Below are 13282 nucleotides of genomic sequence, written 5' to 3' on the forward strand. Positions count from 1 at the left end.
TAATTTATAATATTTGTAATTATTAGCTTTACGGCTATGCAGTCTGCCGGGCAAGTACAGGCTATAAATGTAAAATAAGTAATTAAAAAGAAAATAAGTTATAGATATAGAAGAGTGTTAACAAGAGCGTTAATGCTCTTTTTTAGGTAACAAATGTATAAATAAGTTACATAATAAAATAGTAGCTAAGATAAATGAATATTGCTATAATAGAAAAGTAAAAAATTAAAAAACACCGTAGACTGGATGGCTGCGGAGGTTTGTACGTTTTCCCTCCTGAGGGCTGTTGAGATAAGCAATTATCATCAAAGCTTGAAGGGGGTGGTATTGAATATGTTCAAATATATAATAAGTTTAATAGTTATAATTACAGTGGTAGTTATATTTAGACATAGAGATATTTTTGTAAGTAAATTATCAGTAAAGATAAGCTTGAAGGGAATATCGATAGAAATTGAGAACAAAGAAAAAAAGCGCCCATCCTAACAAGTACAGCGCTTTTTAATCTAATCATTCAATAGCCCTAAAACATAAAAACAACGTTCTAGGTTAAGCATAGTGTTCCCGCACTATGCTTTTCTTATATCTATATTATATCAAAAAAAGAGAAGAAATAAACTAAAATTTTAATAATTATAAAAACTGGGAATAAGATTACTTAGAGTAAGAGTAGCAAGGACAGAGAAATAAATGATAGGTAGAAAAGAGCTTCAACAAAAAAGTATGTTGAGGCTCTTTTTATAAATTTACATATAGTTATTTACTAAATAGTAGCATCTATCTTTAGTCATTTGAGCTAAAGTTTGACCAGCTTGAACTGATTGTATTTGTGAATAATCTCCTGAAGCGGCTGCTTTATATGCAGGCATATAAGGAGCTTTAGTGTTAATCCATTGAACTTCATTTTCTCTTAAAGCTTGCATTTTACTTGCTGGAAGATTGTTTTCAAGTATTCCCCAAATTTTATTTAACTCAGTATCCCAAGTATTATAAAGTAATTCAGATTGAGTTAACATTCCATAATGTTGCCCTGGACCAATATCAGGTTTTAATGTACTTAATTCATTTAAAAGCTGATTTTTTTCTTGGCTTAAATTATTACTTTGTTGATCAGCCTTTTTTGCAGACTGATTAGTAGTTCCAGCCTGTGAAGTAGCATTAGTAGCTACTTGATTTTGTGCTGTGTTACTCTTAGACTGAGTAGTATTTGCTACTTGTTTAGTTGATTCTTTAGATTGATTATTTTTTACAGGTTGAGTAGTTTCTTTATTAGCCTCTTGTTGTTTTGCTTCTGATTCTTTTATAGCTTGTTCTTGTTTTAATTCACTCTCTTTAGCTTGATTAGCTTGTTTTGTTGTTTCAGCTTGCATCCTAGCTAATGCAATTTGCTTTTCATGATGAATGAATGTAAAAGAGCCTACAAATATTAAAATAATTACTATGACAGCGATTACAGTTCTGATAACTTTCTTTTTATCCATATGAATCACACCCCTTTAGAGAATGATAGCATACTGCATTTAAAAGACAATTTATAAAAATAAAGAAATATTCAGTTAAAGATAAGCTGAAGTATGTAATTTCACATTAAAGAATAGAAATGATGGTAAGATTAATATTTTTAGAAGTTATAAATGAGAAATAAAAAAATAAGATGAATATCTTGTTTTAAATTTATGTAATAAATATAGTGGTAGGATACTTAAATGAATTGATAGTTAAAAAATACTTTAATATAATAAGTTAATAAAACGCTATGAATAGAATAGTAAATGAAACTAATAAAAATAAAGAAAAAGAAAAGAAAAAAGATATGGTTAGAAATAGAAAATGATATATGAAAAAGAATATTTTTATATGTAGATTTAAAAGAATAGATATAGAAAATTTAAAAATTAAGAAGATAAATAGTAGAAATGAGGATAAAAATGAATAAGAAAATAGATAGATGTATTGAGGGATTAACATGTCATAAATGGGATTACTATAAAAAAATGTTAAAGAGATATGAGAGAACTAAAAAATGTTCTGTTTGTGGAAAGAGAATAATCAATATGTGTTGGATACCTAACTATAAAGAAAAGAAACACGTAGTATGTACTAAATGTGTAGAATCAGAAGATATAAATATACAAAGTAAAGTTGGAGAGTATAAAGATAGCAAAATACTTTACATACTGGGAAGTTTAAGTGAAGTTAAAAAGACCTTTAGCAAAAGGATATCAGTAGGAGATACTAAAGGAATTAGATTACTTTTAAAATGTGAAAAGTTTGGATTAGATGAATTTACAGAAGTGCTTATTACAGACTTACAAGTTATATTTATTGATGAAAATATAGCAGAAACTTATTATTCAAAAGATAATAATTGGATATATTGCTGCAAATATATTGATGGGGAATATGTGATGTTTTATATAAGAATAGAAGCTTTAGGATACAATCTAAATATATTAAAAGAAACTAAATCCTGTATAAATTTTAAACCAAGAGAATTTACTTTAAGAAAGATTGACTTAGATGATAATAAGAATATTCTTATAAAATTAGAGGTAGATGAATATAGATTAGAACTAACCGGTAGTAAGGCAGAGGAATATATAGAATAGGAGAAAATGTTAAATGAATACCGTTGTGATGAGAGAAGTTATATTAATATCTATAGTTGTGTTAGTTATTTTAATTATTTTAGTGATACACAAACTAACTTATAGAAAACTATTAACAAGAAAAGTAAAAAAATCATTAGAAGAAATGGTTTTTATACATAATGGAATATTTCTGAAAAATGGTATTGAGGGTGATAGTGAGAGTGAAAAAGAAGAGGCATTAAAGAAAATTGAAGATATAGTTAAAGTTTTAGGAGAGAATTTAGAGAAATATGAGAAGCATGAGATAAAAAAAGAAAAGTTAGAATTAGCTTTAAATAAATCTCAAACTTTTTGGGATAGATTATTTACAATGTATCCATGGGTATATAAATATGATTTATATGATGGAGGTGCAGTAAGTTATGCAGAGCATGTAAGCACATATAGACATGTGAAAAAGAAAGCAAGAAAAATCAAGAAAGAAGGAAGATGCAAAAAGAATTAGATAATTGTTTTAGAAATTGAGATAGACTGTTTTATTTAATAGTTTATAAAAAAATTTATGTATTATATAATAATATTTTAAAGGGAAGTAATTTTAAAAAATGGATAGGGAAATAATTATAGATAAAATAATTGATATTTTAGGTAAAGTGAGGAGGTATAAGAATGAACAATCATTTCATAACTGAAATTGAGATAAAAAAAATAAGGCATTTAAATAATATAAAGATAGATTTAGATAGAAATGAACCTAAGCATCTACTATTAACGGGTAAAAATGGTTCAGGAAAAACAACCACATTAAAATCGATAAAAATGTATTTAAGAAGTATAGAATATGAACATGGTATACAGACGATTAAAATTTATAAAAAAAATATATTAGATTTAGAAAAACAAATAAAGGCTGAAATAAATGAGGATATTAAAATATCATTAAAGAATCAAATAGAAAATGATATAAATAATATAAATAATATTGGTGTTTACGGACTAAATGTAAATTTTAATTGTGCAGATAAAATATTAAACCCATTATATAAACAAGGAAATTTTATTTTAGCTTATTATGATTCTAGTAGAGTTACAACAGTTGAGGTACCAAGGGGAGTAGAAAAAATTCAGTTAAAAGAGGTATATGCATTAGATGAAAATCCAAGTAAAGCATTCGTTAAATATTTAGTAGATTTAAAAACTCAACAATCATTTGCAAGAAATGAAAATGATATGGATACTGTTAAAAATATCGAAAGTTGGTTTGATAGATTTCAAAATGCAATGAGAACTATACTAGATGATAGTAGCATAATTCTAAAATTTGACTATAAAAATTATAATTTTAAAATTATCCAAAATAACAGAGAGCCGTATGGGTTTAACGAACTATCAGAAGGATATTCAGCGATTTTAAGTATAGTTTCTGATTTAATATTAAGAATTGATAAAAACAGGGCAACGACGGATAGTAATTATATTTTTGATACAGAGGGAATTGTTTTAATTGATGAGTTAGAGACTCACCTTCATATAGAATTACAAAAAAGTATACTGCCATTTCTTATTCAATTTTTTCCGAATATACAATTTATAGTAACGACGCACTCACCATTTGTGTTGAATTCAATAAATAATGCTGTAATATATGATTTAGAAAAAAATATTAGAGTAGAAGGCTTAATGGATTATTCATATGAAGGAATAGTAGAAGGTTATTTTGAGATTGATAACTATTCAAATGAATTAAAAGAAAAGATTAATAAGTATAGAGATTTAGCTTTTAGGAATGATTTAAATGATGAGGAGAAGGCAACTAGAGCAGAATTAAGAATTGAACTTAAAAATACTGCAAATAATTTAGCTAAAGAGTTAAATTTAGAATTTAATGAAATTGAGAAAAAAAGGAAGCTAATAAAGTGATAAAAATTAATAGGGAAATAGAATCAGAAAAAATAAAAAAAGCCAAAGATGTATTAGCGGAAGAGAAAAACAAGAGAAAAGGTAATTACAATAAAGAAGAAGTTTTAGATGCTTTAAAATTAGTTTTTAATAATAAATGTTATATTTGTGAGAATAAAAAAGTTACATTATATAATATAGAGCATTATAAGCCTCATAGAAATATTGATAAAAACTTGAAATTTAAATGGGAAAATTTATTTTTAGCATGTGCACATTGTAATAATATTAAATTAGGTGGCTATGAGAATATACTGGATTGCACTGAGATTGATATTGATGAAGTTATTTCATTTAGAAAAATAGGTAATTTTTCTTGGAATGAATATATTAAAATAGAACCATTAAATGATTCTGAAGATGTAAAGGAAACCGTTGATTTGCTTAATAAAGTTTATATAGGAAGTACAGCGATGAAAAAGCTAGAGGCAACTAATATAAGAAAAGAACTTAGGCGTGAATTACAAAAATTTATTAATGCTATAAATGAATATGATGAAGCTGAGGGAATGGATAAAGAAGATGCAGCATTACTAATAGTTAGAGAGTTGAAATGTAATTCACCATTTGCAGCATTCAAAAGATGGGTAATAAGAGATAATTGTGATAAGTTATCTAAATTTATGTGCAAATGGTAGCAACAGGGCAAGTATAAGGGATAAAATTACTCAGATTATTTGGTACCAGTATTTGAAGAGTATTTTGAATATGATAAAATCCATTTAACTTTTTTTATTATGAAAGAGTATGATAAGGACAGGACCTAAAGTGTTAACAAGAGAGTTAGCACTTTTTTTTGTTGGGAAAAGAACAAATGTTTGTATAAAAATATTTTAATTGGGAAATTATTATAATATAGATTTAAATTGGAGGTATAGGTTATGTCTTACAAAGCTAGAGACTGGGTTAAGGAAGGAGTTTACCACATAACGAATAGAGGAAATCGAAGAAGTGACATTTTTAAAGATGAGGAAGATTTCCAGTATTTTATTAATCTTATTTGTGAGGGGTTGGAGTTTTTTGGAGATGAAAATATTAAGCTTATTGCCTATTGTTTAATGGATAATCATGTACATTTATTGATTAAGTTTGATGATACATCACCAGGAGATTTTATTGGGAAGATAACAGGATTATATACAAGATATTTTAATAAGAAAAATAATTATGTTGGGCATTTATTTCAAGGAAGATATCATTTAGAGGAGATCAATAATGATGCAGGACTTTTAGAGGTTTGTAGATATATTCATATGAATCCTGTTAGAGCTTCGATGGTAGATTTTCCAAGTGAGTATAAGTGGTCAAATTATAACCAATTTATTGGTGAGGATGAAGAGGTTTTTACTAATAGTGAGATAGCTTTAAAGTATTTTTTACATAAATATAGATTTGAAATGTATAAGGACTATGTAGAAAGAGTTGTATTAAAAGAGAAAGTGGAGGAGTTATAGATGGCTGAGGTTATAAATTGCTTTGGGATAAGGGGCATTGATGGGTATTTGGTAAAGGTTGAGGTGGATACTGTTTATGGAAAGCCTTTAGTTAGTATAGTTGGAATGGCTGATATGTCTATAAAAGAATCTAGAGAAAGAATAGAATCTTCAATAAATAATTCTAAGTTTGAGTTTCCTAAAATGAAGATAATTATTAACTTATCTCCAAGTGATATAAGAAAGAAAGGATCACATTATGACTTAGGAATTGCAATTGGTTTACTTATGCAATCTAGACAAGTGAGAGTTTTAGAAATAGAAAGTTATGGATTTATAGGAGAATTGTCTTTAAATGGAGAGTTGAAACCCTGTATAGGTGTTTTACCAATGGTAATAGAAGCTAGGAATAAAGGAATTAAAAATTTAATTTTATCTATAGAAAATTTAAAGGAAGCATCAGTAATAAAAGGAATGAATATATTTGCATTTAAAACTTTAAGAGAGGTTGTGGAATTTTTAGAAGGAACTAATCCATATAAAGAGATTGAAATTAGAGAAAACAGTGTTATAGAAAATGATTTTATACTTGATTTTTCAGAAGTTAGAGGTCAAGATAGTTCTTTAGAATTTATAGTTGCAGCTGCAGCAGGAAGACATAATATACTTTTAGCAGGAGAGCCAGGGTGTGGAAAATCTATGATAGCTAAGAGAATTCCAACAATACTTCCAGAAATGGTTGAAGAAGAGGCCTTAGAAACAACAAAAATACATAGTGTTGCAGGACTTTTAAAAAATAGAGGAGAGCTTGTAAACAGGAGACCTTTTAGATCACCGCATCATAATGCTTCAATGAACTCTTTAATTGGAGGAGGAATTTTTGCAATGCCTGGAGAGATATCATTAGCACATAATGGAGTTTTGTTTTTAGATGAAATAGCTGAATTTAGTAAGCAAAGTTTAGAAGGACTTAGAGCACCCATGGAAGACGGAAAAGTAATGATTTCGAGAGTTAGAAGCACAAGTGAGTTTCCAGCAAATTTTATGCTTGTAGGAGCTATGAATCCTTGTCCTTGCGGCTATAGTGGTGCTAGTAGATGTAAGTGCAAAGATTCAGAAGTTATTAGGTATAGAAATAAGTTATCAGGACCAATTATGGATAGAATAGATATTCAAAGATTTTTGAACCCTGTAAATATTGAGGATTTAAGAGGGGAAGTTAAAGGAATTGAGTCAAAAGTTTTAAAAGAGAGAGTTATGAAAGCTAGGGAGATTCAAGAGTTTAGATTTAGAGACTTTAGAGGAATAAATGATAATTCTAAAATGACACCAGATTTGATAAAAAGATTTTGTCATTTAGAAGATGATGAATTTAGGATAATTGAAGGGGCTTATAAAAGGTTTAATTTTAGTGCAAGAAGTTATAATAAGTTTTTAAAAATAGCTAGAACTTTTGCTGATTTAGATGGTTCTGAAAAGATAAAAAAGATTCATATAATGAAAGCTTTGATGTGTAGAGAAATTGAGAAAGATACACAAAGTCTTCTTATTATATAAGTGAATATTTAATAAAAAGTTTCAATGAGGAATTGTGAGTATATGGAGGAAAGAAAGCATGGAAAAGGATATTTTGTATTTATGGATAAATTTAATTCAAGGTCTTGGAGATGTAAGAATAAATAAACTTGTTAAAGAGTTTGGTGGAATAGAAAATGTATATAGAGCGAGTAAGGAAGAGATAATGAAAATCGAAGGCTTTGGAAAGGTTGTTGCTGGAAGAATCTCTTCTTGTAAGGATTTAGATAAGGCTAGAAAAATAAAAGATTATTGTGTAGAGAATAGGATAAGGATTTTATGTAGAGAAGAGCGAGATTATTTTAAAGAACTTTTAAAATATGATGATGCTCCATCTATGTTATATACATATGGAAAGATAAAGAAGATAAAAAATGCTATAGGTGTTGTAGGAAGTAGAAATGCTGACTTGTATGGAAAAAATATTGCTTTAGAGATAGGTGATAATGCAAGTGAAAATGATGTAACTATAATAAGTGGAATGTCTGAAGGAATTGAAGCTTATGTACAATCTGGAATAATAAGAAAAGATGGATACTCTATTTGTGTTCTAGGAACAGGAATAGATGGCTGTTATCCTGCAATAAATAAAAGACTTAAAGCAGCACTAAAAGAAAAGTGTTTAATAATTTCACCTTTTAAAATAGGATCAAAGCCTATTCGTGAAAACTTCTTTAAAAGAAATAAACTTATAGCAATGCTTAGCAATAAAGTTGTGGTAATACAAGCAAATAAAAATAGCGCTTCTTTAATTACAGCAAAGTATGCAATAAAAGAAGAAAAAGAAGTTTATGCAGTACCAGGAAATATTGATAATGAGCTAAATGAAGGAAGTAATATTTTACTTAGAAATGGAGCTAAAGTATATATTGCAATCAGTAATATTATAAGAAGAAAAACGAAGAAAATTACGGGGGAGAAAAATGGGGAAGAGAAAAAGATAATTAAATTAATAAAGGAAAAACCAAAATCTATTGATGAATTAGAGTTGATTTTAAAACTTGAAAAAGAGGTTCTTATAGATAAACTATTTAACTTAGAATTAGCAGGAGCAATAGTCCAACAAAATGGTCAGTATTTTTAATGAGATAGAATTATTATGTCTAAGGCATCACTTATTAAATAAGGGGTGTCTTAAATTTATATAGAAAAATTTATTTAAGAGTATAAAAGAATATGAAAATCACTCTCATTTAAAATAGTAGATTAATAAATTACTTAGATGAAAAGACGAAAGTCTTAAAAAGAAGGAATAAAATTAACAGATTAAAATAAAAGTAGCGATTTTATTGAAAAAAAAGAATGAAATTTGCTATAATTAAAAAAATCTGAAAATTCAGTTTTTTGAAAGGAGGTAGGAATGGAAAGGGTAAATATTTTTGTAGCTTTCTTTGCAGGGGTGATTTCTTTTTTATCCCCATGTGTGTTGCCACTAATTCCAGTTTACATAAATATTTTAACTGGTGGAGCTAGTGGTAAATCAGATGGGAAAAAGAATGTTATTTTTGTAAAAAGTCTATTATTTATATTGGGCTTTACGATTATTTTTATTATTTTAGGAGCATCAGCAACTTTATTAGGAGAATTGTTTAATGAACACTTAGAGCTGCTTAGAATAATATCTGGGATTTTAATTATCTTCTTTGGAATCTATACTTTAGAGATTATTAAAGTAGGGAGACTTTACATGGAAAAGAAAGTAATTAAAAATACTAGGAATTTTGGACCATTTATAATGGGGGTAGCTTTTGCAGCAGGGTGGACACCTTGTGTAGGTCCTATACTAGGAAGTATTTTGGTTTACACATCTAATGCATCAACAATAGATGGAGTTATAACATTAGGGATATACTCATTAGGATTAGGAATACCTTTCTTATTAAGTGCAATGTTAATTGAAAAGTTTACTATCGTAAGAAAGTATATATTTAAACACATGATAATCATAAAAAGAATTACTGGGATATTGATGGTTTTGATTGGAATATTGATTTTAACTAATAGGCTTGGAGTATTAATGGGATTATTTATATAGAAAGGAGGACATATGAAGAAAATTTTACTTATTATCATAATAATAGCATTAATTGTTGGAGGATATGAGTTTTATAAATCAAGAGCAGATAAAAAGGTTGAAAAGCAAGTAACAGTAGAAAAAGAAGAAAATATAAATAAAAGTGCCGAACAAAAAAATAATACTATGAGGAGACGGGAGGTGGTACAAGCTAAAGAGTTTACTTTGAAAAATTTACAAGGAGAAGAAGTGAGTTTATCACAATTTAAAGGGAAAAAAGTATTTTTAAATTTTTGGGCGACATGGTGTCCATACTGTAGAAAAGAAATGCCTGATATTGAAAAATTATATAATAAATATAAAGGAACAGATATAGAAATACTTACTATTGATATTGGAGAAAGTAAAAATGCTGTTGATAAATTTATGAAAACGAATAACTATACTGTTCCAGTTTTACTAGATACAGATAGTAAGATTTCTGCAGAATATGGAGCAAGATCAACGCCAGCCTTTGCGCTTATCGATAAGGAAGGAAACTTAGTAAACTTTAGAAAGGGTGCTATGGGATATGAGCAGATGGAAGAGTTTATAAACTCAAATTAAATAGAAAAGAGCTTCAACAAAAAAGTATGTTGAGGCTCTTTTTGTAAATTTACATATAGTTATTTACTAGATAGTAGAATATATAGTTGTGTTAGCTATTTAAATTATTATAATACGGTTGCTTAGGAAAATAAGGAATGTGTATAATATAAATAAAGAAATAATTTAAAATAATGAGTATGGTAGGTAGGAAATCTTATGAAGGATATTAAATTGAGTGAACTAGAAAATGTAAAGTTTAAAAATATTATAGCTTTAGCTGTATTCGGAAGTTTTGAAACAGAGTATTTTAGAGCGGATCAAAGTGATATAGATATTTTAGTTTTATTAGAACATAGAGAAGATGTTATAGAAGAATTTGATATAGAAGATTATTTGGTGCCATTACTTGAGAAACATTTTGAATATAATAATATTCATTTAACTTTCTTGACTATGAAAGAATATGATACAGTTTTTGCAAGACAGTATTTAGATTCAAAAGATAAACTTATATTAAATGAATTTAAGGAATTGGATTTCAGATTGTATGTAAATAAATATTTAAGAAATAGCCAAAAGTAGGAGGAATAGTATGTCGCCATATTATAAATACAAGAAAGAAAGTTTGAATAAAAAATTTAGTGTTGCAAAAGATACACTAGCGTTAATGCAGGGAGCTATGGAAGAATATAAAAAAACTAATTCAGTATATATTAAAAGAGGGATAATTGGATATTATCAAGACTTTACAGAATATATAATAGATATGTGTGAAACGTATCTTGTAATGACTGATAATTATGAAGATGGATTATCAGGAGTGCTAATAATAAAAAAAGCATGTATATATGGGTTTATTGAGAGTGATTTAGAAAGATATTTATTAGCAGTAGTTAGATTGAGAAATAGATATACACATGATTATTATAAGAGGGAAACTGTGGAGGAAGATATATTTAAATATTGTTTTACTAAAATGGAAACGCTAAAGTTATTTCTAGATATTACGAATGAAAAAATAAAAATGAAGTATTCTATAGAAAATGATTTAAAATAAAATTGTAAATCCAGGATATGAAAAGAGTAGAGATACTTAAGTTAAAAGACACCATAGATAATAATTATGGTGTCTTTTAAAATTTCATTTTTCATAGTCACTAAAGAAAGATGTTTATTAAACACCAGTTCCATAGCCAATTGGTGATTCTACATACCAATATGGGTTTGAATGTCCTTTTACATAAACATAGTAATCTCCACCTTGAGTAGAATTTCCATGGAATACTATTTTATCAGGAGCTACTCCTTGGCTTTGAATCATCATTTGAGTAATATATTTTTTTGCTACAGCTAAAGGGAAAGGAACTGGATGTGCTTCAGCAAATTGAAGTGATTTACCAGCTGTTTTATAAAGTTGTAGAGCGGTAATATTTCCATTAAGAGCAGCTTGACCATTTGCTTCTATAAAGTATTTTATTAAATTACTATCTGGAATATTATCAAGCCAATGTTTAGACCACATAGTTCCATTACAATCTGCAAATCCACGATATTGATATTGATACTGTAAAATCCAAGTCTTTATAGAGTCTAAAAGAATATTATCTGGAACAGCTTTACCAGTAGTATTCTTAACCATTATGTTAGAAGGATATAACATTGCGTTTGGGTTATAATTTACTAACTCAATAACGCCAGGTTCTGAATTAACTTTAGCTGTAGTAGTAACACTATTATTGCTATTAGTAGTATTAGTACTATTATTACTTGAAGTATTAGCAATATTTTTTGTAGTAGCACTAGTATTTTGAACTTGAACTTTTGGAGTAATAGTTTGAGTGTTACTTACAGTTTTAGTGGCTTCTGAAGCTACAGGAGCTGTAGTATTATTGCTTGAAGTTGTATTATTTATAGATTTTGTATTAGTGGTACTAGAAGTATTTTTTGGAGTAGCACTAACTGGCTTTTCACTAGTTTTAGTCACATTTGTTTTAGCAGCAGTTTGCACTGTATTAGAAGTTTTTTCATGAGTATAAGTCCTATAAAAAAGAAATCCAACAACACCTAGAACAACTAAAATTATGATAATTATAATTCCTATTTTTTTCATTAATGTTCACCTCACATATTTATTAATTAATATTATCAAAAAAATATGGATAGGTTTTTGATAAACAATTACAGTAAAATTACAGAAACTAAAGTAAAAAATGGATATAAAAAATAGAGTTAAATCTTGAGAAAATAGATAGAAAAATAGCTTGAAATAAAATATTTTAAAAACTTTTGAAAATTTGCCCCACAAAATTATTTTTTGCATATATTTAAGGTGAGGGCATTTTGGAGGTGGGATAGAAGACTTTTTGGAGTATTCACTGGGCTTTTTGAGAGTTCTAGCTATGACCTTTTAGGAGTGCCCAAATAAAAGATAAAAAAAGATAAAAAAAGACTAATATATAGCAAGAAAGTGAGAAGCCCTCAATAAAAAGCAGAAAGTATGTCTTTTTTTAAAAAATATTAAGCTAAAGGAGTATTTGAATATTGGATTTATATGTTTATTAATATTGTGGATTATTTTAGTGATTTGTGCATACTTAATTCCCAAAAGAACTAAATAACCCTTTTATTTAGCTCTTTTTCTTTTATCTAGAATGTTATTTGGCATATACTTAAGAGTGTATTGCTTAGGTGTAACACCAAATTTGTTTTTAAATAGAGCTATGAAGTGTGATATGTTTTCATAGCCTAAGTCAAAGGCAACATCTGTAACTGAATTAGTTTTAAGTAAAGTTAAAGCTTCATTTAGTTTTAAGTTTGTAAGATATCTATTTGGTGAAATACCAATAACTTTTTTAAATTCAACAGAAAACATTGAAAGAGGAATATTAACACTATAAGCAATTTCAGAGATTGTTATATTGTTTTTAAAGTTTTCTTTCATTAGTTTTATTGAATTACTTATTGGGTCGTTAAAGTTATTTGTAAGAATGGTATTTGCTATTGTAGTATTCAATAAGTCATAAACAATTTCCTGAGCATATAAATCTAATAAAAATTCTTTATGAGTTATTGTACTACTTGCAGTTTCTATAATTCTTTTGATGGACATATCTATTAAATTA

The 13282-nt window shown here is 27.4% G+C and carries 15 protein-coding genes; 12 read left to right on the top strand and 3 right to left on the bottom strand.

The window, feature by feature from the left end:
- Positions 1-333 precede the first annotated feature (333 nt).
- On the top strand, positions 334-486 hold the full coding sequence (locus Q0W06_RS17340; protein ID WP_297638677.1) for a hypothetical protein: 153 nt from the start codon (positions 334-336) through the stop codon (positions 484-486).
- Between the two features lie 260 nt (positions 487-746).
- Here Q0W06_RS17340 and Q0W06_RS17345 read toward each other — a convergent pair whose 3' ends face one another.
- Entirely contained in the window at positions 747-1481 is a 735-nt protein-coding gene (locus Q0W06_RS17345; RefSeq protein ID WP_297638680.1) for a lysozyme inhibitor LprI family protein, read from the bottom strand.
- 447 nt (positions 1482-1928) lie between these two features.
- On the opposite strand from Q0W06_RS17345, the gene Q0W06_RS17350 reads away from it, so the two are divergent.
- From Q0W06_RS17350 to Q0W06_RS17400, 11 genes are all read left to right on the top strand, one after another.
- A complete protein-coding gene (locus Q0W06_RS17350; protein WP_297638683.1) occupies positions 1929-2609 on the top strand; it encodes a hypothetical protein in 681 nt (226 codons plus the stop codon).
- 13 nt (positions 2610-2622) lie between these two features.
- Positions 2623-3096, top strand: coding sequence for a hypothetical protein (locus Q0W06_RS17355; RefSeq protein WP_297638684.1), 474 nt, complete (start codon positions 2623-2625; stop codon positions 3094-3096).
- Between the two features lie 164 nt (positions 3097-3260).
- On the top strand, positions 3261-4511 hold the full coding sequence (locus Q0W06_RS17360) for an AAA family ATPase (RefSeq protein WP_297638686.1): 1251 nt from the start codon (positions 3261-3263) through the stop codon (positions 4509-4511).
- Positions 4508-5188, top strand: a complete 681-nt coding sequence (locus Q0W06_RS17365) for a hypothetical protein (RefSeq protein WP_297638688.1) — start codon at positions 4508-4510, stop codon at positions 5186-5188. Before Q0W06_RS17360 ends, Q0W06_RS17365 begins: the two co-directional genes overlap by 4 nt.
- 243 nt (positions 5189-5431) lie before the next feature.
- Positions 5432-6004, top strand: coding sequence for a transposase (locus Q0W06_RS17370; RefSeq protein WP_297638691.1), 573 nt, complete (start codon positions 5432-5434; stop codon positions 6002-6004).
- Positions 6005-7540, top strand: coding sequence for a YifB family Mg chelatase-like AAA ATPase (locus Q0W06_RS17375; RefSeq protein ID WP_297638693.1), 1536 nt, complete (start codon positions 6005-6007; stop codon positions 7538-7540).
- 58 nt (positions 7541-7598) lie between these two features.
- Positions 7599-8642: a DNA-processing protein DprA gene (locus Q0W06_RS17380; RefSeq protein WP_297638695.1), complete on the top strand. Its 1044-nt coding sequence runs from the start codon at positions 7599-7601 to the stop codon at positions 8640-8642.
- Positions 8643-8918: 276 nt separating this feature from the next.
- Positions 8919-9593, top strand: coding sequence for a cytochrome c biogenesis protein CcdA (locus Q0W06_RS17385; protein ID WP_297638698.1), 675 nt, complete (start codon positions 8919-8921; stop codon positions 9591-9593).
- 12 nt (positions 9594-9605) lie between these two features.
- Positions 9606-10178, top strand: coding sequence for a TlpA disulfide reductase family protein (locus Q0W06_RS17390; protein ID WP_297638701.1), 573 nt, complete (start codon positions 9606-9608; stop codon positions 10176-10178).
- Between the two features lie 198 nt (positions 10179-10376).
- Positions 10377-10742 carry a nucleotidyltransferase domain-containing protein gene (locus tag Q0W06_RS17395; protein ID WP_297638704.1) on the top strand — a complete coding sequence of 122 codons (366 nt, stop codon included), beginning with the start codon at positions 10377-10379 and terminating at the stop codon, positions 10740-10742.
- Between the two features lie 10 nt (positions 10743-10752).
- Positions 10753-11217, top strand: a complete 465-nt coding sequence (locus Q0W06_RS17400) for a hypothetical protein (protein WP_297638707.1) — start codon at positions 10753-10755, stop codon at positions 11215-11217.
- A gap of 117 nt (positions 11218-11334) precedes the next feature.
- Here Q0W06_RS17400 and Q0W06_RS17405 read toward each other — a convergent pair whose 3' ends face one another.
- Positions 11335-12270 carry a hypothetical protein gene (locus Q0W06_RS17405; protein ID WP_297638709.1) on the bottom strand — a complete coding sequence of 312 codons (936 nt, stop codon included), beginning with the start codon at positions 12268-12270 and terminating at the stop codon, positions 11335-11337.
- A 513-nt stretch (positions 12271-12783) separates the two neighbouring features.
- On the bottom strand, positions 12784-13282 hold a 499-nt coding region (locus Q0W06_RS17410; RefSeq protein WP_297638712.1), incomplete at its 5' end, for a helix-turn-helix transcriptional regulator.

The organism is uncultured Clostridium sp. (genome assembly GCF_947072515.1).
Classification (GTDB): domain Bacteria; phylum Bacillota; class Clostridia; order Clostridiales; family Clostridiaceae; genus Clostridium.